18 protein-coding genes are annotated in these 22,101 nt (G+C 71.0%); 13 read left to right on the top strand and 5 right to left on the bottom strand.

The genetic code is table 11. The features are described 5' to 3' along the window. The first annotated feature begins 90 nt into the window (after window positions 1–90). The 3 genes from ACSFBE_RS22140 to ACSFBE_RS22130 all read left to right on the top strand — a co-directional run bounded on the left by ACSFBE_RS22140 (window position 91) and on the right by ACSFBE_RS22130 (window position 7,850). Entirely contained in the window at window positions 91–6,564 is a 6,474-nt protein-coding gene (locus ACSFBE_RS22140) for an AAA family ATPase (RefSeq protein WP_435492549.1), read from the top strand. Window positions 6,565–6,679: 115 nt separating this feature from the next. Continuing rightward, complete coding sequence (locus ACSFBE_RS22135) at window positions 6,680–7,423, top strand: response regulator (protein ID WP_435492548.1); 744 nt, start codon at window positions 6,680–6,682, stop codon at window positions 7,421–7,423. A 43-nt stretch (window positions 7,424–7,466) separates the two neighbouring features. Beyond that, window positions 7,467–7,850, top strand: coding sequence for a DUF4189 domain-containing protein (locus ACSFBE_RS22130; protein WP_435492547.1), 384 nt, complete (start codon window positions 7,467–7,469; stop codon window positions 7,848–7,850). 6 nt (window positions 7,851–7,856) lie between these two features. On the opposite strand, the gene ACSFBE_RS22125 is transcribed toward ACSFBE_RS22130, so the two are convergent. After that, window positions 7,857–8,318: a GNAT family N-acetyltransferase gene (locus ACSFBE_RS22125; RefSeq protein WP_435492546.1), complete on the bottom strand. Its 462-nt coding sequence runs from the start codon at window positions 8,316–8,318 to the stop codon at window positions 7,857–7,859. Window positions 8,319–8,474: 156 nt separating this feature from the next. Between ACSFBE_RS22125 and ACSFBE_RS22120 the strand changes: the two genes are divergently transcribed. Genes ACSFBE_RS22120 through kdpE form a run of 7 tightly spaced genes read left to right on the top strand, consistent with a single transcriptional unit; the run spans window position 8,475 to window position 16,665 of the window. Continuing rightward, on the top strand, window positions 8,475–8,606 hold the full coding sequence (locus tag ACSFBE_RS22120; protein ID WP_435492545.1) for a hypothetical protein: 132 nt from the start codon (window positions 8,475–8,477) through the stop codon (window positions 8,604–8,606). Further along, on the top strand, window positions 8,603–8,701 hold the full coding sequence (kdpF, locus tag ACSFBE_RS22115; RefSeq protein WP_307691780.1) for a K(+)-transporting ATPase subunit F: 99 nt from the start codon (window positions 8,603–8,605) through the stop codon (window positions 8,699–8,701). The genes ACSFBE_RS22120 and kdpF overlap by 4 nt, the downstream gene beginning before the upstream one ends. Before the next feature lies 1 nt (window position 8,702). Next, the gene (gene kdpA / locus ACSFBE_RS22110; protein WP_435492544.1) at window positions 8,703–10,505 is read left to right on the top strand and encodes a potassium-transporting ATPase subunit KdpA; all 1,803 of its coding nucleotides are present in this window, start codon (window positions 8,703–8,705) and stop codon (window positions 10,503–10,505) included. A 10-nt stretch (window positions 10,506–10,515) separates the two neighbouring features. Continuing rightward, the gene (kdpB, locus tag ACSFBE_RS22105; protein WP_435492543.1) at window positions 10,516–12,615 is read left to right on the top strand and encodes a potassium-transporting ATPase subunit KdpB; all 2,100 of its coding nucleotides are present in this window, start codon (window positions 10,516–10,518) and stop codon (window positions 12,613–12,615) included. 10 nt (window positions 12,616–12,625) lie between these two features. Further along, window positions 12,626–13,198: a potassium-transporting ATPase subunit KdpC gene (gene kdpC, locus ACSFBE_RS22100; RefSeq protein WP_435492542.1), complete on the top strand. Its 573-nt coding sequence runs from the start codon at window positions 12,626–12,628 to the stop codon at window positions 13,196–13,198. Between the two features lie 9 nt (window positions 13,199–13,207). Continuing rightward, on the top strand, window positions 13,208–15,955 hold the full coding sequence (locus ACSFBE_RS22095) for a DUF4118 domain-containing protein (RefSeq protein WP_435492541.1): 2,748 nt from the start codon (window positions 13,208–13,210) through the stop codon (window positions 15,953–15,955). A 5-nt stretch (window positions 15,956–15,960) separates the two neighbouring features. Beyond that, complete coding sequence (kdpE, locus tag ACSFBE_RS22090) at window positions 15,961–16,665, top strand: two-component system response regulator KdpE (RefSeq protein WP_435492540.1); 705 nt, start codon at window positions 15,961–15,963, stop codon at window positions 16,663–16,665. A gap of 19 nt (window positions 16,666–16,684) precedes the next feature. Here kdpE and ACSFBE_RS22085 read toward each other — a convergent pair whose 3' ends face one another. From ACSFBE_RS22085 to ACSFBE_RS22075, 3 genes are all read right to left on the bottom strand, one after another. Then, window positions 16,685–17,098 (bottom strand): DoxX family protein, encoded by a 414-nt coding sequence (locus ACSFBE_RS22085; protein ID WP_435492539.1) that lies wholly within the window; start codon window positions 17,096–17,098, stop codon window positions 16,685–16,687. A 3-nt stretch (window positions 17,099–17,101) separates the two neighbouring features. Continuing rightward, window positions 17,102–17,563, bottom strand: coding sequence for a hypothetical protein (locus ACSFBE_RS22080; RefSeq protein WP_435492538.1), 462 nt, complete (start codon window positions 17,561–17,563; stop codon window positions 17,102–17,104). 110 nt (window positions 17,564–17,673) lie between these two features. Continuing rightward, window positions 17,674–19,323 carry an adenylate/guanylate cyclase domain-containing protein gene (locus ACSFBE_RS22075; RefSeq protein ID WP_435492537.1) on the bottom strand — a complete coding sequence of 550 codons (1,650 nt, stop codon included), beginning with the start codon at window positions 19,321–19,323 and terminating at the stop codon, window positions 17,674–17,676. 57 nt (window positions 19,324–19,380) lie between these two features. Between ACSFBE_RS22075 and ACSFBE_RS22070 the strand changes: the two genes are divergently transcribed. Further along, window positions 19,381–20,100 carry a Crp/Fnr family transcriptional regulator gene (locus ACSFBE_RS22070; RefSeq protein ID WP_435492536.1) on the top strand — a complete coding sequence of 240 codons (720 nt, stop codon included), beginning with the start codon at window positions 19,381–19,383 and terminating at the stop codon, window positions 20,098–20,100. Window positions 20,101–20,214: 114 nt separating this feature from the next. Next, entirely contained in the window at window positions 20,215–20,898 is a 684-nt protein-coding gene (locus tag ACSFBE_RS22065; protein ID WP_435492535.1) for a GntR family transcriptional regulator, read from the top strand. Between the two features lie 59 nt (window positions 20,899–20,957). Here ACSFBE_RS22065 and ACSFBE_RS22060 read toward each other — a convergent pair whose 3' ends face one another. Next, entirely contained in the window at window positions 20,958–21,209 is a 252-nt protein-coding gene (locus ACSFBE_RS22060) for a hypothetical protein (protein ID WP_435492574.1), read from the bottom strand. Between ACSFBE_RS22060 and ACSFBE_RS22055 the strand changes: the two genes are divergently transcribed. Beyond that, the gene (locus ACSFBE_RS22055) at window positions 21,097–22,077 is read left to right on the top strand and encodes a Bug family tripartite tricarboxylate transporter substrate binding protein (protein ID WP_435492534.1); all 981 of its coding nucleotides are present in this window, start codon (window positions 21,097–21,099) and stop codon (window positions 22,075–22,077) included. The two genes, ACSFBE_RS22060 and ACSFBE_RS22055, sit on opposite strands and share 113 nt — an antisense overlap. The last annotated feature ends 24 nt before the right edge of the window (window positions 22,078–22,101 follow it).

Below are 22,101 nucleotides of genomic sequence, written 5' to 3'. Positions count from 1 at the left end.
TCGTCACAATGCCGAGCGGCCGACCGCGCTTCAATGGGGTCGCGCCTGCATCAACGAAGGCAGGAGGAACCTGAACATGGTGGACGGACGATGGGCGGCTTGCCGGATGCCGGCGTGACGACCGACGCGGAGCGCGCGCCCAGCCGCCTGGTCGACCGGCCGCTGCGCAGCGATGCCCAGTTGCTGCTGGCGCGCCGCACCGCGTCGGGCGGCGGCGCGTCGGTGCTGATCCTGCGCGCCGTCGCGGCCCGGCCCGGTGCCGCGCTGCGCGAGCGGCTGCGCCACGAGTACGCCCTGCGCGAGCGGCTCGACGACGGCTGGGCCGCGCGGCCGATCCACCTCGACCTCGATGCCGAGCATCCGGCCCTGACGCTCAACGACCCAGGCGGCGAACTGCTGTCGCGCAAGATGGGCGGCCCCTGGCCGGTGCGGGCGGCGTTGCGGGTCGCCGTCGGCATGGCGGCGGCGCTGGGGCAGCTGCATGCGCGCGGGCTGATCCACAAGGACCTGCAGCCGGGCCACTTCTTCGTCGACGTGGCCGCCGCGCGCGCCTGGCTCACCGGCTTCGGCCTGGCCTCGGCCCTGCCGCGCGAGCAGGCCAGCGCGGCGCCGTCGGACATCATCGCGGGCACCCTGCGCTACATGGCGCCCGAACAGACCGGCCGCATGAACCGCTCGGTCGACGCACGCAGCGACCTGTACGCGTTGGGCGCCACCTTCTACGAGATGCTGACCGGCGTGCCGCCGTTCCAGGCCACCGACCCGGCCGAACTGATGCACTGCCATCTTGCGCGGCAGCCGGTGGCGCCCGGTGTGCGCGTGCCCAGCCTGCCGCACACGCTGTCGCGCATCGTGACGAAGCTGCTGGCCAAGGCGGCGGAAGACCGCTACCAGACCGCCGCCGGCCTCGAACTCGACTTGCGGCGTTGCCTGTCCGACTGGGAGCGCGCGGGCAGCCTGGACGACTTCGTGCTCGGCACGGCCGACGTGCCACGCCAGCTGCGGGTGCCCGAGCGGCTCTACGGCCGCGAGCGCGAAGTCGCCGCGCTGCGGGCCGCCTTCGACCGCGTCGCCGAGCGCGGCCGGATCGAGGGGGTGCTGGTGCGCGGGCCGGCCGGCATCGGCAAGTCGTCGGTGGCGCGCGAGCTGCAGCGCACCCTGGTCGGTTCGGGCGGCCTCTTCGCCTCGGGCAAGTTCGACCAGTACACGCGCGACGTGCCGCTGGCGACGCTCTCGCAGGCCTTGCAGGGCCTGCTCGGCATGGTGCTCGGCCGCCCGGAGCCGGAGCGCGCCGCCTGGCAGGCCGCGCTGCGCCAGGCGGTGGAGCCGCACGGCCATTTCCTTGTCGGCCTGCTGCCGCAGCTGGAGACGCTGATCGGCCCGCAGCGCGAGGGGCCGGAGCCGTCGTCGCCCGACACGCAGGGCCGCTTCCATCAGGTGTTCCGGCGCTTCCTGCAGGTCTTCGCACAGCGCGAGCATCCGCTGGTGCTGTTCCTCGACGACCTGCAGTGGGCCGACCGCGCGACCAGCGACCTGCTGGTGCAGCTGCTGCTGGCGCCCGAAGGCGCGCACCTGCTGCTGGTCGGCGCCTGCCGCGAGGGCGAGGGCGACGAGGGCCACGGTGACGGTGACGGCGACGCCGCGGCCGACGCCCCGGGCGTCGTCGCGCGGCTGCAGGCGCTGCGCGACGACGGCGCGACGGTGCTCGACCTCGCGCTGCGGCCGCTCGACGCGGCGGACATCGGCTGGCTGGTGGCCGACACCCTGCGCACCGACACGCAGCGGGTGGCCGAACTGGCCCGCCGGGTGCACGAGCGCACCGGCGGCAACCCCTTCTTCGCCGGCCAGTTCATCACCGAGCTGGCCGACGAAGGCCTGCTGCTGTACGACGCACCGACCGCCGGCTGGGCCTGGGACATGGCCCGCATCGACACGATGGCCGAGGCCGACCCCGGCAGCGACGGCGTGGTCCTGCTGATGGCGCTGAAGCTGCAGCGGCTGCCGGCCGAGACGCTGGCCGTGCTGCAGCAGCTGGCCTGCCTCGGCGCGCAGGCGGAAAGCGCCGCGCTCGAAACGGCGGCGCAGTGGGATGCGGGGACGCTGCAGGTGCTGCTGCACCCGGCCGTCGTGGCCGGCCTGCTGCTGCAACGCCAGAGCCTGTGGGTCTTCGCGCACGACAAGGTGCGCGAGGCGGCCTATGCACAACTGGCGCCCGGAGCCCGCCCACGCCACCACCTCCAGATCGCGCGCCGCATGCTGGCGAACACGCCGGCACCGGACGACCGCATCGCCGCCGTCTTCGACATCGTCGACCAGTTCAACCGCGGGGCCGACGCCATCACGCGCCCCGCCGAGCGCGAGCAGGCCGCCGAGCTGAACCTGATGGCCGCGCACCGTGCCCGACGCGCCGCGGCCTACGGCTCAGCCCTGGGCTACCTCGGCGCCGGCCTGGCGCTGCTGGGCGAGGGCGCATGGCAACGCCGCCATGCGCTGTGCTTCGAGCTGCACCTGGTGCGCAGCGAATGCGAGCTGCTGGTCGGGCAGACCGCGCAGGCCGACCCGCGCCTGGCGGCGCTGCTGCCGCGCGCCCGCACCCGCACCGAGCGCGCGGCCGTCTACCGCCTGCGCGTGGTGATGCACGTGCTGTGCTCCGACTACGCCCGTGCGGTGGCCGAGGCGATCGAATGCCTGGCCGATTTCGGCATCGACCTGGTGCCCCACCCGAGCGACGCGCAGCGCGACGCCGCCTACGCCGACGTGCTGCTGCGGCTGGGCGACCGCAGCATCGAGTCGCTGGCCGAGCTGCCGCGCGCCACAGACCGCGACGTCGAGGCGGCCATGTCGGTGCTGTCCGAGCTGTTCGCGCCGGCCTGCTTCACCGACGAGCGCCTGGCCTTCGTTCACCTCTGCCACATGGTGCGGCTGAGCCTGGCCCATGGCCTCACGCCCGGCTCGCCGCAGGGCTTCGCCTGGTTCGGCATCCTGCTGGGCCGCTTCTATGGCCGGCACGACGACGGCCTGCGCTTCGCCCAGCTGTCGCAGACGCTGGTGCTGCGCCACGGTTTCGGCGCCTACGAGGCCAAGAGCCTGTTCTCGCTCGAGATCGCCAGCGGCTGGACCCGGCCGCTCGATGTGGCGGTGCGCCTGGCGCGCGCCACCTTCACCGCCGCGGCCGAGCACGGCGACATGGCGGTCGCCTGCTTCGCCTGCCACCACGTGGCGAACGACCTGCTGCTGCGCGGCCACGCGCTGGACGCAGTCGCCAACGACATCGAGGCCGGGCTGGCCTTCGTGCGCAAGGCCGGCTTTCGCGACGTTGTCGACGAGCTGCTGTCGCAGCAGCGCTTCGTGCAGGCGCTGCGCGGGCGCACCGCCGGCATCGCGCAATGGGACGGCGACGGCTTCGACACCGCCGCCTTCGAGGCCGCGCTGGGCGAGGGCCGCATGCCCACGATGGTGTTCTGGCACTGGCTGCTGCGGGCCCAGTCCTTCTTCATCGCCGGCCGGCCGGAGTTGGCCTGGCAGGCCTCGCAGCGGGCCGAGGCCTGGCTCTGGTCGGCGGTGCACGTGCAGTGCGCCAACCAGCCGTACTTCGCCGCGCTGTCGCTGGCCAGCCTGCCGGACGACGATGCACCGCGCGTGGCCGACCGGCCGCAGCAGCTGCGCCGCTACCGCGACCAGCTCGCGGGGTGGGGCAGCCATGCGCCCGACACCTTCGCCGACAAGGTGGCCCTGCTCGACGCCGAGATCGCGCGGCTGGAGAACCGCACGCTCGACGCTGGCCGGCTCTACCAGCGCGCGACCGACCTGGCCCGCACCCACGGACTGCTGCAGAACGAAGCCATCGCCAGCGAGCTGGCGGCGCGGTTTCATGCGGGCGAAGGCCTGGCCACGGTGAGCGAGACCTACCTGCGCAGCGCGCGCCAGGCCTACCTGCGCTGGGGTGCCGACGCCAAGGTGCGGCAGCTGGAGCAGACCTTCGCGTTCCTGCGGCACGAGCCGGTGACCAGCGGCGACGTGATGCCCGAGTTCGAGCTTTCGGCCGAGCGCATCGACCTGGCCGCGATGATCCGCGTCTCGCAGGCGCTGTCGGGCGAGATCGTGCTCGACCGGCTGATCGACACGCTGCTGACTGCGGCCATCGGCCACGCCGGGGCCCAGCGCGGCCTGCTGGTGCTGTCCGATGGCGGCAGCTGGCGGGTCGAGGCCGAGGCGCGCACCCGCGACAACGGGCCGCGCGGCGAGGGCGTGGCGGTCGAATTCCGCCGCAGCGCGCTGACCGAGCACGACCTGCCCGCCACCATGCTGCAGCATGTGGTGCGCACCCAGAAGCGCATGCTGCTCGACGACGCTTCCATGACGCCGCCGGCGAATGCGCCGGGCGCCGGGCGCGTCGACGAGCGCGCCGGCCGCCGCTCGGTGCTGTGCCTGCCGCTGGTGCGCCAGGGGCAGCTGCTCGGCGTGCTTCACCTCGAGAACAACCTGGCGCCGCGCGTCTTCACGCCCGAACGCCTGAGCCTGCTCGAGGTGATGGCCTCGCAGGCGGCCATCTCGCTGGAGAACGCGCGGCTGTATGCCGACCTGGCGCGCGAGAACCACGAGCGCCGCATCGCCGAGCGCGAGAACGCACGGGTGCAGGCAGCGCTGCAGGACAGCGAGCTGCGCTTTCGCCGCATGGCCGACGCCACGCCCGATGTGATCTGGATCACCGAGCTGATGCCCGAGCGCGTGGTCTATGCCAGCCCCAGCTTCGAGCGCATCTGGGGCCGCAAGGTCGAGGACCTGTACCGCGAGCCGCACCTGTGGATCGACAGCATCCACCCGGGCGACCGCGAGCGCATCGGCGAGACCTTCGGCCAGTGGATCGGCAGCGGCTCCCATGTGCCGTGGGGTGCGGAATTCCGCGTGGTGCGGCCCGATGGCACGGTGCGCTGGATCCACGAGCGCGGCGTGCTCATCTCCGACGGGCAGGTGCAGCGCGTGAGCGGCATCTCGACCGACATCACCGAGCGCCGGCTGGCCGAGGCCGCGCTGCGCGAATCGGAAGAACGCTTCGCGCTGGCGGTGGCCGGCGCCAACGACGGCATCTACGACTGGGACATCCTCAGCGACCAGATGTTCATGTCGGAGCAGGCCCAGCGCCTCTACGGGCTGGAGGTCGGGCCGACGCTGCGCACGCGCCGGGAATGGCTGATGCGGGTGAAGATCCATCCTGACGACATCCCGGTGCGCAGCGAGAAGATCTTCGGCTACCTCGAAGGCCGGCTGCCGAGCTGCGACGGCGAGTGGCGCATGCTGCACCCCGACGGCGTCTACCGCTGGCTGCGCCTGCGCGGGGTCTGCGTGCGCGACGCCAGCGGCCGTGCGACCCGGTTGGCCGGCTCGGTCAGCGACATCGACCTGCAGAAGCGGGCCGAGGCGGCGCTGCAGCAGACCCAGCGGCTGGAAGCGGTCGGCACGCTGGCCGGCGGCATCGCGCACGACTTCAACAACATCCTGGGCGCCATCCTCGGCTTCGGCGAGATGGCGCTGCGCGGCACCCGTGCCGGCAGCCGCACACGGCGCGACATCGAGTTCATCCTCACGGCCGGCGAGCGCGGGCGGGCACTGGTCGAGCGCATCCTGGCCTTCAGCCGCAGCGGCCTGACCGAACGCGTGCCGGTGCACGTCGAGGGCGTGGTGCAGGAAGCGCTCAACCTGCTGTCGGCCGGCCTGCCCGACGGGGTGCGCGTGCAGGCCGATCTGCGCGCCGGCGGTGCCGCCATTTGCGGCGATGCGACGCGGATGCACCAGGTGCTGATGAACCTCGCCACCAACGCGCTGCAGGCCATGCCCGGCGGCGGCAGGCTGTGCATCGGCCTGGCGCCGCAGCGTCTTGCGCAGCCCCAGGTCGCGAGCACCGGCACGCTGGCGCCGGGGGAGTACCTGGTGCTGTCGGTGGCCGACACCGGCGCGGGCATCGGTCCGGAGAACCTCGGGCGCATCTTCGATCCCTTTTTCACCACCAAGGACGTGGGTTCCGGCACCGGCCTGGGCCTGTCGCTGGTGCACGGCATCGTGTCGGAGTTCGGCGGCGCGCTGGACGTGCGCACGGTGCTCGGCGAGGGCAGCACCTTCACCGTCTACCTGCCGCGCATCGACGACATGCCGGTGCCGGCCACGGGCGCCACGCCGCCGCTGCCGCGTGGCACCCATGAGCAGGTGCTGGTGGTCGACGACGAAGAAGCGCTGGTGCGGCTGACGATCGACACGCTCACCGGGCTGGGCTATGTGCCGGTGGGCTTCAGCTCCAGTGCGGAGGCGCTGGCTGCCTTCACGGCGCACCCCGACCGCTTCGACGCGGTGCTGACGGACGAGCGCATGCCGGGCCTGTCCGGCGCGGCACTGATCCGCGCCGTGCGTGCGCTGCGGCCGGCGGTGCCGGTGGTGCTCATGAGCGGCTACCTCGGCGCCGCGGTGGTGCGCCGTGCCCGCGAGGCCGGCGCCGATGCCGTGCTCGGCAAGCCCGTCGCGGCGCACGAACTGGCCACCGCACTGGCGCGCGTGCTGCGCACCGGAACCTGAGCCGAGGAACGGCCCGCGGCGTCGGCCCCTGGCCTGCTGCACCGCCTGCATCGGACACAGAGCAGGCGGCGATACACTGCCGCTCCGACAGCATCGAGAGCACCGTGGACACGCCATGCAGGACAGGGCCGAATCAGCTTTGACGCACGTGCTCGCCGTGGACGACGACCCGTCCGTGCGCGAGCTCATCGCCACCTACCTGGGCGACTACGACATGCGTGTCACCGCGGTGCCGGGCGAGCAGGAGATGACGAAGGTGCTGGCGCGCGAGGCGGTCGACCTGGTGCTGCTGGACCTGCGCCTGAAGGGCGAGGACGGCATGGACATCGCGCGCAATCTGCGGGCCACCTCCAAGCTGCCGATCATCATCCTCACCGGCCGCCAGGACGATGCCGACCGCGTGATGGGCCTCGAACTCGGCGCCGACGACTACCTCACCAAGCCCTTCTCGCCGCGCGTGCTGCTGGCCCGCATCCGCGCCCTGCTGCGCCGCACCCGCATGCACGAGACGCTGGCCGACACGGTCGCGAACGTCCGCGCCTACCGCTTCGCCGGCTGGGAACTGAACCTGCGCCTGCGCCGCCTGACCGCGCCCGACGGCCGCCCGGTGGCGCTGCGCAACGGCGAGTTCAACCTGCTGATCGCCTTCCTCTCCGCGCCGCAGCGCGTGCTGGCGCGCGAGCAGCTGCTCGACCTCTCGCGGCTGCACAACGCCGAGGTGTACGACCGCTCGGTCGACGTGCAGGTCGGCCGGCTGCGCCGCAAGATGGAAGCCGACCCGCGCGCGCCGACGCTCATCGTCACCGAGCGCGGCGCCGGCTACGTGTTCAAGGCGGCGGTGGACGTGGTGCGCGACTAGGGCCTGCAACGCGATGGCCGTCGAGCGACTAACCTCGGACCTCATGGGTTTCTTGAAGCACGCATTGCTGGCATTCGCCTGGCTGCCCTTGTGCGCGACGCCCGCGCTGGCCGCCGCGCCCAGCTGGGGCGCGATCGCCGCCCGGCCCGGCGGCTACGGCTACGCGTTCAACCAGGCCAGCCGCGCCGCGGCCGAGCGGGTGGCACGTGCCCAGTGCGAGGGAGCGGCCGGCCGCTCGACGCGCTGCGAGGTGCGCGTCTACTTCGACCGCAGCTGCGCGGCGCTGGCCACCGGCAATTTCGGCGAATGGGGCACGGCCCTCGGCGCGGATGCGAAGGCCGCCGGCCAAGCGGCGGTCGCGCAGTGCGACGGGCACCTCCCGACCGAACCCTGCAAGCTCGCGGTCAGCGTCTGCTCGCTGCCCTGAGCGGGGTCACAGCAGCTTGCGGTAGACCAGGAAGCCCGACTTGTCGGCCACCTGGTCGTAGAGCCGCATCGCCGTGCGGTTCGTCTCGTGCGTCTGCCAGTACACCCGCCCCGCGCCGGCTTGGGTGGCGCTTCGGTAGACCTCTTCGATGAGCGCGCGGGCCACGCCCTGGCCGCGCGCGGCTTCCACGGTGAAGAGGTCTTGCAGGTAGCAGGTCGGATTCAGCTGAATGGTGCTGCGGTGAAAGAGGAAATGCACCAGACCGACAAGCCCGTCGGCGCCTTCCGCGACCCGCGCGTGCATCGGTTCCTGGGGGTCGAGAAAGCGTGACCAGGTGGCGCGGGTGATCGCTTCGGGCAAGGCCGTCTCGCCGCTGCGTCCGTAGAAGGCGTTGTAGCCGTCCCAGAGCGGCTTCCAGGCCGCAAAGTCGGTGTCTGCGATGGGGCGGATGCGGAGGGGAGAGGGCACGAGGTCTTCCGGTTTGTTCGTTGGCGGTGGAGGGTTCGGCTGCGTAGTCGCCCGGCCATTTTTACGCCTTCTTTACGGCACCGCACCGCCTCTGTTCCCCGTTTTTACGGGCCTTTGCCGAGACTCACTTCCGTGTCTCGACCAGAGGAGTGACAGATGGACATCGTATGGATCGCGGCGGTCGCCGTGTTGTGGGTAGCCGTTGCCGAGATGGTGGTGGGGCTGAACAAGCTCGCGTCGCCCAAGCGCCAGGACAAAGCTGAAGCGCATTCGGGAGCCCGGTCGTGATCGGCCTGGACGTGCTCTACGGCGCGGGCGGCCTGATCGCCGTCATTCTTTTTGCGTACCTCGTCTTCGCACTGATCTGCGCGGAGGAGTTCTGACATGACCACTTCTGCCTGGGGCCTGCTGGCCCTGCTGCTGGTCGCGCTGGTCGTTCTCGGCTGGCCGCTCGGTCGTTTCATCGCGGCCTTGTGCGACGGCCGCCTGCCGCGCTGGATGCAACGCGTCGAAGCGCCGCTCTTCAAGCTCGCGGGCGTCGCGCCCGGCGAATCGATGCACTGGCGCACCTACGCCTTCGCGCTGCTGGCCTTCAACGCCATCGGCGCGTTGGCCGTCTACGGCTTGCAGCGCCTGCAGGCCCTGCTGCCGCTCAACCCGGCCGGCATGGCCGCGGTGTCGCCCGACTCGTCGTTCAACACGGCGGTGAGCTTCGTCACCAACACCAACTGGCAAGGCTACGCCGGCGAGGCCACCATGAGCTATCTCACGCAGATGCTCGGCCTCACGGTGCAGAACTTTCTGTCGGCCGCCACGGGCATTGCCGTCGCCTTCGCATTGGCGCGGGGCTTCGCGGCCCGGAGCACCGACGGCAGGGGCTCGGTCGGCAACTTCTGGGTCGACATCACGCGCATCACCGCCTGGCTGCTGCTGCCGATCTCCTTCGTGCTGGCGATGATCTTTGTCGGCCAGGGTGTGATCCAGAACTTCGACGCCTACCAGACCGTGACCACGGTCGAGGCCACGGCCTACCAGACGCCCAAGCTCGATGCCGCCGGCCAGCCGCTGAAGGACGCGGCCGGCGCGCCGGTGATGGAAGACGCCAGCACGCCGACGCAGACCCTTGCCATGGGCCCGGTCGCGTCGCAGGAGGCGATCAAGATGCTCGGCACCAACGGCGGGGGTTTCTTCAACGCCAACTCGGCGCACCCCTACGAAAACCCGACGGCGCTCACGAACTTCGTGCAGATGCTGTCGATACTGCTCATCCCTGTGGCGCTGTGCTTCGCCTTCGGCCGCGTGGTCGGCGACCTGCGCCAGGGCTGGGCGGTGCTGGCCGCGATGACGGTGCTGTTCGTCGCCGCCGTGGCCGTCATCATCCCGGCCGAGCAGGCGGGCAACCCGCTGTTGCAGCCGCTCGGCGTCGACCAGATGGCGTCCGCGCTGCAGGCCGGCGGCAACATGGAGGGCAAGGAAACGCGCTTCGGCATCACGGCCTCTGCCCTGTTCGCCGCCATCACCACCGCCGCCTCGTGCGGTGCGGTGAACGCCATGCACGATTCGTTCACGCCGCTGGGCGGCATGGTGCCGATCGTGCTGATGCAGCTGGGCGAGGTCGTTTTCGGCGGCGTCGGCAGCGGGCTCTACGGCATGTTGATCTTTGCCATCCTCGCGGTGTTCATTGCCGGCCTGATGATCGGTCGCACACCCGAGTACCTCGGCAAGAAGATCGAGGTGCACGAGATGAAGCTCACGTCGATCGCGATCCTGATCACGCCCATCCTGGTGCTGGCCGGCACGGCGCTGGCAGTGAGCCTGGGCGCGGGCAAGGCGGGCATCGCCAACCCCGGCGCGCACGGCTTCTCGGAGATCCTCTACGCGCTGACTTCGGCCGGCAACAACAACGGCAGCGCCTTCGCCGGCCTCTCGGCCAACACACCGTTCTACAACGGGCTGCTCGCGGTCGCGATGTGGTTCGGCCGCTTCGCCATGATCGTGCCGGTGCTGGCCATTGCCGGCGCGCTGGCTGCCAAGAAGCGCCTGCCGGTCACGGCCGGCACCATGCCCACGCACGGGCCGCTGTTCGTCGTGCTGCTGGTGGGCACCGTGCTGCTCGTCGGTCTGCTCAATTACGTGCCCGCCTTGGCCTTGGGTCCGGTCGTCGAGCACTTGATGCTCTGGAAGTGAGGGTCGCACCATGACCTCGAAAACTGCAAGTTCCCTTTCGCTCTTCGACATGGCGCTGGTCAAGCCCGCGCTGTGGGGCGCCTTCGCCAAGCTGAGCCCGCGTGTGCAATGGCGCAACCCGGTGATGTTCATCGTCTACATCGGCAGCATCCTCACGACGCTGCTCTGGGTGCACGCGCTGAGCTTCCCGGGCGACACCGGCATGCCGCCGGCCTTCGTGCTGGCCATCACCATCTGGCTGTGGTTCACCGTGCTCTTCGCCAACTTCGCCGAAGCCCTGGCCGAAGGCCGGAGCAAGGCGCAGGCCGCGTCGCTGCGCGGGCTGCGCAAGGACACCTGGGCCAAGAAGCTGAAGGAACCGTTCCATGGGGCGGCGTTCCTTCCCGAGCAGGCGCCCAACCTTCGCAAGGGCGACGTCGTGCTCGTGGAGACGGGCGACGTGATCCCGCTCGACGGCGAAGTCATCGAAGGCGTGGCCTCGGTCGACGAGAGCGCGATCACCGGCGAATCGGCGCCGGTGGTGCGCGAATCGGGCGGCGACTTCTCGGCCGTGACCGGCGGCACCCGCGTGCTGTCCGATTGGCTGGTGGTGCGCATCTCGGTGAACCCGGGTGAATCCTTCCTCGACCGCATGATCGGCATGGTCGAGGCCGCCAAGCGCAACAAGACGCCCAACGAGATCGCGCTGACCATCCTGCTGGTCGCGCTGACCATCGTGTTCCTGATGGTCACCGTCACGCTGCTGCCCTTCTCGGTGTTCAGCGTGAACGCGATGGGCACCGGCTCGGTGGTGTCGCTCACCGCACTGGTCGCGCTGCTGGTGTGCCTGATTCCCACCACCATCGGCGGCCTGCTGTCGGCCGTCGGCGTGGCCGGCATGAGCCGCATGATGCAGGCCAACGTGATCGCGACCTCGGGCCGCGCCGTGGAAGCCGCCGGCGACGTCGACGTGCTGCTGCTCGACAAGACCGGCACCATCACGCACGGCAACCGCCAGGCATCGGCCTTTCTGCCGGCGCCCGGCGTGAGCGCCGAGCGCCTGGCGCGCGCCGCGCTGCTGTCGTCGCTGCCGGACGAGACGCCCGAAGGCCGCAGCATCGTCGAGCTGGCCCGCCGCGGCGGCACCGACGACAGTGCGATCGCCGATGCACGCTTCGTGCCCTTCACTGCGCAGACCCGCATGAGCGGCGTCGACCTGCCTGCGGCACCGAACAGCCTCGACACCGACACCATCGCGCTGCGCAAGGGCGCCGTCGAAGCGGTGCGAAAGCATGTCGAGGCGCTGGGCGGCCACATGGCGGCCGAGGTGCTGCGCGCCGCCGACGAAGTCGCGCGCCGCGGCAGCACACCGCTGGCCGTGGCCGAGGGCAACCGCGTGCTCGGCGTCGTCGAGCTCAAGGACATCGTCAAGACCGGCATCAAGTCGCGCTTCGCCGAACTGCGCGCCATGGGCATCAAGACGGTGATGATCACCGGCGACAACAAGCTCACCGCCGCCGCCATCGCGGCCGAGGCGGGCGTCGACGACTTCCTGGCCGAGGCCACGCCCGAAGACAAGCTCGCGCTGATCCGCCAGTACCAGGCCGAAGGCCGGCTGGTCGCCATGACCGGCGACGGCACCAACGACGCCCCCGCGCTGGCGCAGGCCGACGTGGCCGTGGCGATGGGCAGCGGTACGCAGGCCGCGAAGGAAGCCGGCAACATGGTCGACCTCGACTCCAACCCGACCAAGCTGCTTGAAGTGGTCGAGACCGGCAAGGCGCTGCTCATGACGCGCGGCTCGCTCACCACCTTCTCGATCGCCAACGACGTGGCGAAGTACTTCGCCATCATTCCCGCGATCTTCGTGAGCACCTACCCGCAGCTCGGTGCGCTCAACGTGATGCAGCTGGCCAGCCCGTCGTCGGCCATCCTGAGCGCGGTGATCTTCAATGCGCTGGTGATCGTGTTCCTGATTCCGTTGGCGCTGAAGGGCGTGCGCTACCGGCCCGTCGGTGCCGCCGCGCTGCTGCGCCGCAACCTCGCCATCTACGGCCTGGGTGGCCTGGTCGTGCCCTTCATCGGCATCAAGCTGATCGACTGGCTGCTCGTTGCCGTGCACCTCGTCTGAAAGAGACATCATGAAAACCATTCTTCGCCCCGCCCTCGTGCTCTTCGTGCTGTTGAGTGCGCTTACCGGCTTGCTCTATCCCTTGGTCGTTACAGGTGCCGCGAAAGCGGTGTTCCCCGAGCAGGCCGCCGGCAGCCTGATCGAACGCGATGGCAAGGTCGTCGGCTCGCGGCTGATCGGCCAGAACTTCTCGGACCCGAAGCACTTCTGGGGCCGCCCGTCGGCGACCGCGCCGATGGCCTACAACGCCGCCGCGTCGGGCGGCGCCAACCAGGGGCCGCTGAACCCGGCGCTGGTCGAAGCGGTCAAGGGCCGGGTCGAGGCGCTGCGTGCGGCCGACCCGGGCAACACCGCGCCGGTGCCGGTCGACCTGGTGACCACCTCGGCCAGCGGGCTCGACCCGGACATCAGCCCGGCTGCGGCGGCCTACCAGGCGGGTCGCGTCGCGCGCGTGCGCGCTCTGCCGGTCGACCAGGTCCAGGCGCTGATCGAGCGCCACACCGAAGCGCCTTTCGGCGGCTTCCTCGGCGAGCCGCGCGTGAACGTGCTGGCGCTGAACCTCGCGCTCGACGCCATGAAGTAAAACCCCCGCATGGACGTTCCCCGCCCCGACCCCGACGCGCTGCTGGCGCAGATGCGCAGCGACGACGCCCGTGCCCGGCGCGGGCGCCTGCGCATCTACTTCGGCGCGACTGCCGGCGTCGGCAAGACCTGGGCGATGCTCACGGCCGCGCAGCGTGAACGCGCCGCCGGCCGCGACGTGCTGATCGGCGTGGTCGAGACCCACGGCCGCAGCGAGACGGCCGCGCTGCTGACCGGGCTGGCCCGCCTGCCGCTGCGCGACATCGCCTACCGCGGCCGCACGCTGGCCGAGTTCGATCTCGACGCGGCGCTGGCCCGCAAGCCCGCCGTGCTGCTGGTCGACGAACTCGCGCATTCCAATGCGCCCGGCTCGCGCCATGCCAAGCGCTGGCAGGACGTGCAGGAGCTTTTGGCCGCCGGCATCGAGGTCTGGTCGGCGCTCAATGTGCAGCACCTCGAAAGCCTCAACGGCACGGTCGGCGCCATCACCGGCGTGCGGGTGCACGAGACGGTGCCCGACACCGTGCTCGACGAGGCCGACGAGGTGGTGCTGGTCGATGTCACGCCCGACGAGCTCACCGCGCGCCTGGCGGCCGGCAAGGTCTATCTGCCCCATCAGGCCGAACGCGCCGCGCAGAACTTCTTCCGCAAGGGCAACCTGATCGCGCTGCGCGAGATCGCCTTGCGCCGCACCGCCGAGCATGTGGAAGACGACGTGCGCGGCTGGCGCGTCGAGCAGTCCGGCCCGAATGGCGACGCCGGCCCGCAGGCCTGGAACACCTCGGGTGCAATCCTGGCGTGCGTCGGCCCGCACGAGGGCGCGGCGCAGACGGTGCGCACCGCCGCGCGCCTGGCCGGCCAGCTCAACGTGCGCTGGCATGCCGCGTATGTCGAGACGCCGGCGCTGCAGCGCCTGCCGGCCGCGCAGCGCGACCGCATCCTGGCCGTGCTCAAGCTGGCCGAGGAACTGGGTGCGGCGACCGCGGTGTTGACCGGCGCCGACGTGGCGCAGGCGCTCACCGCGCAGGCGCAACGGCTGAACTGCGCGACGCTGGTGGTGGGGCGTGCGGCGCCGGTGGCGGGCTGGCGCCGCTGGTGGCCCTCGGCCTCGCTTACCCGGGAGCTGGCGCGGCTGGAGCCCGCGCTCGACATCGTCGAGACGGCGCGTTCGGAAAGCGCGCGCCGCCTCTCGCGTGTCTTGCCGGGCATGGCGCAGGACAGTCTGGACGACGCCGACCGGCCGCATGCGCGCTGGCCGGGCTACCTGTGGGCCGCGGCGATGGGCGTGGCCGTCACGCTGGTCGCGACGCCGCTCTCGGGTGTGCTGGAGCAGGTGAACATCGTGATGTTGTTCCTGCTGGGCGTGGTCGGCATCGCGATGCGCTTCGGCCGCGGGCCGGCGGCCCTGGCGGCGCTGCTCAACGTCGCGGCCTTCGACTTCTTCTTCGTCTCGCCGCGGCTCTCCTTCGCCGTGGGCGACGTGCAATACGTCGTCACCTTCGCGGTGATGCTCGGCGTCGGCTTGCTGGTCGGGCAGCTCACCGCCGGCCTGCGCTTTGCGGCGGGCGTGTCGACCAGCCGCGAGCGGCGCGCGCAGTCCTTGTTCGAACTCACGCGCGAGCTCTCGGCCGCACTCGAAAGCGCGCAGGTCGTCGAACTCGGTGCAGCGGCGGTGCAGGGCCACTTCGGCGGCCACGCGCGGGTGCTGGTGACCGACGCGAACGACCGCCTGGTCATGCCCGCATCGCCACCGCCCGGTTTCGATGCCAGCGTGGCCGACTGGGCCTTCCGCCAGGGCCAGCCGGCGGGCCTGGCCACCGCCACGCTGGCCGCGCAGCCCTGGCACTACGTGCCGCTGAAGGCGCCGATGCGGGTGCGCGGCGTGCTCGCGCTGGCGCCCGCGCAGCCGCGCTGGCTGCTGATCCCCGAGCAGGCGCAGCAGCTCGAGACGCTGGCGCGCCAGATCGCCATCGCGCTGGAGCGCGTGCACTACGTCGAGGTGGCGCAGCAGGCGGTGGTCGAGATGGAATCGGAACGCCTGCGCAACACGCTGCTGGGCGCGATCTCGCACGACGTGCGCACACCGCTGACCGCGCTCATCGGCCTGGCCGAGTCGCTGCAGACGACCGGGCCCGGTGAACCCAGCGAGCGCGGCGAGACGGCGCGGGCCATCGTCGCGCAGGCCCGCGAACTGCACGCGCTGGTCAACAACCTGCTCGACATGGCGCGGCTCGAAGCCGGCGGTGCGGGTGGCTCGGTGCAGTTGCGGCGCGACTGGCAATCGGTGGAGGAGGTGGTCGGCGCGGCCATCCGCTCGGCCGGTCCGGCGCTGGGCGGTCGCGCGGTGCAAACCGCGCTCGCGCCCGAGCTTCCGTTGGTCGAGTTCGACGCGGTGCTGATCGAGCGCGTGCTGGTCAACCTGCTCGAGAACGCGGCCAAGTACGGCGCGCCGCCGATCGCCGTGAGCGCGCATGCGACGGCCGATGCGCTGGTGCTGTCGGTGCGCGACCACGGCCCGGGGCTGCCGGCGGCGCTGCGTGGCCGCGAGCAGTTGCTGTTCGACAAGTTCACGCGCGGCCAGACCGAGTCGGCCACGCCGGGCGTCGGCCTGGGGCTCGCGATCTGCAAGGCCATCGTCGGCGCGCACGGCGGCGACATCGCAGCGGCGAATGCCTCGGGCGGCGGCGCAGAATTCACCGTCACGCTGCCGCGCCGCGCGCCCCCCGCGTCGGCCGAGGCCGACGATCAACTTTCCTGAGTGCCATGTCCCAACCTGTTGCCATCGTCATCGAGGACGAACCGCAGATCCGCCGCTTCGTGCGCGGCGCGCTGGAGTCCGAAGGCTGGGCGGTGCACGAGGCCGGCACGCTGCGCGATGGCCTGGCGGCGGCCGGCACGCGCCAACCCGACCTGCTGGTGCTCGACCTGGGGCTGCCCGACGGCGACGGCGTGGGCCTGATCCGCGACGTGCGCGGCTGGTCGGCAGTGCCGATCATCGTGCTGTCGGCGCGCATCGACGAGGCCGACAAGATCGCCGCGCTCGACGCCGGTGCCGACGACTACCTCACCAAGCCCTTCGGCACCGGCGAGTTGCTGGCGCGGGTGCGGGCCAACCTGCGCCGGCCACGCGCGGCGGCGGGCGGCGCGGGCAACGCCGAAGCGGGCGAGCCGCTGTTCCGCTTCGGCGAGATCGAGGTCGACCGTGCCGCACGCCTGGTGCGCCGCGCGGGCGCCGAGGTGCATCTCACGCCCACCGAGTACCGGCTGCTCGGCGTGCTGGTGGCGAACGCCGGCCGGGTGATCACGCAGCGGCAGCTGCTGCGCGAGGTGTGGGGCCCCTCGCATTCGGAACAGAGCCACTACCTGCGCATCTACATGGGCCACTTGCGGCAGAAGCTGGAGGCGGACCCGGCCCAGCCGAAGCACCTGCTGACCGAGACGGCCGTGGGCTACCGGTTGGTGCCTTGACGCGGCGCAGTCGCGGGGCTCACTGCCACCAGCGGGTGGCGGGCTTGCCGATGCGCAGCGGGCCGGCACCGAGCAGTGCAACCACCAGGGCCGTCAGCAGGAAGAAAGCCTGCAGCTCCAGCGCCCAGCCGCCGCTCTTGGACAGCGTGAAGAACTGGCTGGTGTGGGCCAGCAGCAGCGCCACGACCATGTGGAAGGCGATCACCAGCGCGGCAGGCCGGGTCAACAGGCCGATCAGCACCAGCAGCGGTGCGAGCACCTCGCCGACGTAGACGAGGTGGCCGATGGCGCTCGGCAGGCCGGCGGCGCCGACCATGCGGTAGATGCCGTCGGCGCCGTTGAAGATCTTCCACAGGCCGTGCACCAGCAGCAGGCCGCCGAGAGTGATGCGAAGCAGCAGTTTGCCGAGTGCGTCGGTGCGTGCGGTGTCCATCGCTTACTGCGCCGCGGGCGTGGCTTGGCCGGCGGCGGCGCTGTCGGTAGCACCTTGCACACGTTGCAGTTCAGCGGTGTAGACGCCGCTGTTGCGGGCGCGCTGGTAGGCGGCGACCCGCTGGGCATAGGCCGGGCCGTTGCTGTCGGCCGTGTCCGCCAGCGAGGCCGTTTCCAGGCCGGCCCGGCGCCACAGGTTCAGGTCGGCCTGCACTTCGGCGCGGCTGAGCGAGCCGGTGGCGATTCCGGCCGAGGCCTGCGTGCCGACCCAGGCTTCGGGCGCCGCCGCGACGACGCGGGCGTTGCGCTGCAGGTCGGCGGCGACGTCGGTACGGCTCACGGTGCCGGTGGTGCCGGTGGCGGCGATCGGCGTGCCGACCCAGGCTTCGGCGGGAACGGTCTGCGCGGCGGCGGTGCCGGCGGCCAGGACGAAGGCTGAGAGGGTGAGGAGGTGTTTGGCTTGCATGGTGAAGGTCCTTGTCGTTGTTGGTGCCGTCGCCGATGGCAGGCGACGGCTGGGCAACGAAGTCTCTTCGCCGACGCCGTTGTGCGATGTGCGCTGGCGCACGTTTTTCCTCAGGTCGTTGCGGAGGCGGGCCGTGCCGGCCGCGGCTCATGCAGCACGTCGAGCGGCTCGGCGCGGCCGCGCAACTGCACCGCATGCGCGGGGCCGAATCGATCGGCCCTGCCGGCCTGTCGTGCCGCGAACACCGAGACCACCAGCCGCGCATCGGCCGCCTTCGAATGGTCCTGCAGCCGACTGGCGGTGTTGACCACCTCGCCGACGGCGGTGAAGGTGGTCGTCTCGAGGTAGCCCACTTCGCCGACCGCGGCGCGCCCGGCATGCAGGCCCATGCCGAAGTCCAGGCGGTGGCCGAACTGTGCCTCGAAGCCGGTGCCCCAGGCGTCCATGCGCTCGCCGATCAGCGCGGCGGCGTCCATGGCCTGGCGGCAGGCCGTGGGCAGGTCGACGTCGAGCCCGAAGATCGCCATCACGCTGTCGCCGATGAACTGGTTGGGCACGCCGCCGCTGTCGCGCACCGCGGCACCGACGGTGGCGAAGTAGCGCTCCAGCAGGTAGGCCAGATCGAAGGGCCACTGGTTCTCCGACAGGCCCGACCAGCGTCGCAGGTCGACGAAGAGGATCGCCACGTCGCGCTCGCGGCCGAAGCGGGCCGGCTGCGTAGCGGCGCTGGTTTCGAACAGCGGCGTGATCGCGAGGTCGCCCTGCGGCCGCAATTGGCAGGCCAGGCGCACGTCGGCCGGTGCGCGCACGCGGGCCAGCGTGCGGCGCTCGTCGCGGTTCGGCGCGTCGAGGTGTTCTGCCGGGCCGCTCACCCGCACCCGGCAGGTCGAGCAGCGCGCCCGCCCGCCGCACACCGACAGGTGCGCGATGCCGTGCGCCCGGCTGGCGTCGAGCACGCTCCAGCCGCGCGGCACGTGCACGCTGCGCTCGGGGTAGCGCAGCACGATCGACGCGCCCGGCCGGCGCTCGCGGCGCAGACGCAGCCCGCGCGCCGCGAACGCCGCGAGCAGCAGCAGGCCATAGAAGAGTTCGATGTGGCCTTCGGTTCGTTCGATGGCCGCGCTCTGCGCCGGCGTGGGCAGCTGCGGTGCCACCGTGCCCGACCATTGCAGCTCGCGCCCCATGCCGAGGAAGCCGGCCGCGGCCAGCACCGGCAGCAGCACCGCCGCGACCAGCAGCAGGTGCGAATGCCGCCCGTAGCCGGCCCGGGCCCGCAGCGCCAGGTGCATGCCGAGGCAGCCATGCGCCCAGGCGGCGGCCATCAGTGCGAACTGGCCACTCGCTCCGCCGACGCTCCACAGCCCGCGCACCACCCGCGCATACGACGGCTGCAGTGCGAAGACTTCGTAGGCCCAGCGCATGGCGCTCAAATGCGACGCCAGCAGCAGCGGCAGCGAGAAGCCCAGCAGCAGGCGCACCGCCTCGATCGGGGGCATGCGCAGGCTGCGGCGCTCCCACACGCCCTGCAGCGCCAGCACCAGGTGCGTGGCGGCCGCGCCGTAGAGCAGCAGCGTGCCGGGCAGGCTGTGCCAGAAGCCATGCACCGCCCGCAGCACCGCTTCGGCGAAGGCCAGGGACACCAGGCCCAGCGCATGGTTCAGCAGATGGCCGGCGACGTAGCCCAGCAGGATCAGGCCGCTGGTCCACCGCAGGTTGCGCCGCGTGGGCCAGGAAAGACGGCGAGGGGAACGGACGGACATGCAGGCGGCTCGAAGGGGCGCCCGAGCATAATCCGCGCGCCCCGGCGCTCCTCACGCATGCCCCACACCACCGTCCGTTCTTCCCTCGCGCTGCGCGGGGTCGCCCTGTTCGACGCGCTGCCCGACGACCGGCTCGACCGCGTCGCGCAGGCCTGCCGCTGGCAGAGCGTCGACGCAGACCAGCCTCTGGTGCTGCGGGCGCAGGACGAGGGCGACGTCTACTTCATCGTGTCGGGGCGCGTGCGCATCACCACCTATTCGGCCAGCGGCCGCCAGGTCACCTTCCGCGACTGCGGGGAAGGCGAGCTGTTCGGCGAACTGGCGGCCATCGACGGCGGGCCGCGCTCGGCCGACGTGGTCACGCTGCAGCCCAGCGTGCTGGCCAGCCTGGCGCCGGCCGACTTCCGCGCGCTGCTGCGCGAGGAGCCGTTGCTGGCCGAGCGCGTGATGCTGCGTCTCGCATCGCTGGTGCGCCAATTGTCCGAACGCATCATCGACCTCAGCACGCTCGAAGTGCCGCAGCGCCTGCAAGCCGAGCTGCTGCGCATGGCCCAAGCCGCCGGCGTGGCCGACAACCGGGCCCGGCTGGAGCCGTCGCCCAAGCACGCGGCGCTGGCCAGCCAGATCAGCACCAACCGCGAACAGGTCACCCGCGAGTTGAACGCGCTGGCGCGCCGGGGCGTGCTGCAGAAGGACGGCAAGGCGATGGTCGTGGCCGACGTGCAGCAGCTGATGCACGCCGTGGCGGACGCGCGGGGCGACCTTTCCTCCTCGTAGACGCCGCCGGAAGCTTGTGCCGGCGCGCCAAGCCCTCTAGACTCCATCCATGTATATGTGGATACAAAGTTACATTCAGCATCACTCAAATGTGACGCCGACCGGGGGCCGCGCATGATCGACATCCACCGCCTGACCGGCCTGACGCCGTCCTTCACCGCCGAGGAAGAGGCTTACAGCCACATCATCCAGCGCATCCGCAGCGGCGAGTACCGTGCGGGCGATCGCCTGATTCCCGAGGAAATTGCCACCGAGATCGGCACCAGCCGCATGCCGGTGCGCGAAGCCTTCCGGCGCCTGGCGACCGAGGGTCTGGTCGATATCCGGCCGCACCGCGGGGCGGTGGTGCGCAAGCTTTCGACGGCCGAAATGGTCGAGGTGTTCCAGATGCGCGCCGTGCTGGAAGGCCTGGCCGCGCGGGTGGCTTTCAGCACGATCCAGGAAAAGCACATCGCGGTGCTGGACGACCTGATCCGGCAAATGGAATTGGCCGAAGACGATGTGCAGGAATGGGTGTCGCTGCACCGCCAATTCCATGAATACCTGTGCTCGCTGAGCCATAACCCGCGCCTGATGCGGCAGATTTCGTCGCTGCATTCGGTGGTCGAGCCGCACATGCGGCTGTGGCTGGAAAAGTCCGACGGGCCCCACCGCTCGCGGAGCGCGCACGGCTACATCATCGACGCGCTGCGGGCGGGGTCGGCGGAAGAGGTCGAAACGGTCCTGCGACAGCATGCCGAACGGACCATCGCCAGCCTCGAGAAATTCATGGCGCCCGGGGCGCCAAAAAAGGCGTAGCGACGTTTTTTAGCGCACGCAATCGGGCCGCGAAAGAGCACCTCTTCATTGCTCCCTGTTCAATTCGGTGCAAGCGGCCTGCGGGTTTGCGTGCCAATTTCGTATTTCCGAAATGGTGCCAATTCGAGGTGTTGATTCAGGCATGCTAATTGCGAAATTGTCGATGTCTTTTTATCCACAATCTGCAAGAGGTATGCAATGACATTGCGCTCGCTCCAACGCTGCGTCGCGCTCCTGGCGGCGGTTTTCGCGTCCCACGGCATGGCCCAGACGGCAGCCACCCCCTGGCCCACCCAACCCGTGAAGATCATCGTCCCCTTCGGCGCGGGCGGCGGCACCGACCAACTGACGCGGCTGATCGCCAACGGCCTGACGAACGACCTGCAGCAGAGCTTCGTCGTCGACAACAAACCCGGTGCCGCCACGCTGATCGGCAGCGAGCTGGCTGCCCGCGCGCCGGCCGACGGCTACACGCTGTTGATGTCCGGTCCGGCGTCGATGGTGACGAACCGCTTCACCTTCAAGAAGCTCAATTACAGCCCCGAGGCTTTCGAGAAGGTGGCGCTGGTCGCCTACACGCCCAACATGCTGGTGGTGAACCCGGCGATGCCCTTCAAGACGGTGCAGGAAATGGTGGCCTATGCCAAGGCCAACCCCGGCAAGCTGACCTATGCGTCCTTCGGCGCGGGCACCACCTCGCATCTGGCCGGCGAAATGCTGCGCGCCGTGGCGGGCATCGACATCCTGCACGTGCCGTACAAGGGCGCCGCGCAGGCGCTGCCGGCGGTGGTGAGCGGCGAGGTGTCGATGTTCTTCGACACCATCGTGACCAGCATGCCCTTCGTCGCCGACGGCAAGCTGCGCGCGCTGGGCGTGACCAGCCCGCAACGTTCGTCCATCGCACCGAACATCCCGACGATCGCCGAGCAGGGCTACCCCGACTTCGACGTGGTGGTCTGGTACGGCATCGTGGCGCCGCAGGGCACGCCCAAGCCCATCCTCGACAAGCTCGATGCATCGCTGACCAAGCTCATGAGAGACCCGGACTTCAAGCTCAAGTTCGCCGCCGCCGGCGCGGAGCCGGCCGTGGGCGGCCGCAAGGAATTCGAGTCGGTCATCGCCAAGGAACTGGTCAAGACCGAACGGCTGGTCAAGCAGTCCGGCATGACCATGCAGTAGCCGTCCGATCCATTTTCCGTCCCT

The organism is Variovorax sucrosi, from assembly GCF_051216635.1.
Taxonomy (GTDB): Bacteria; Pseudomonadota; Gammaproteobacteria; order Burkholderiales; family Burkholderiaceae_C; genus Variovorax.
Note: the sequence above shows the minus strand (reverse complement) of the source record. Positions and strands in the feature narration are given on the sequence as shown.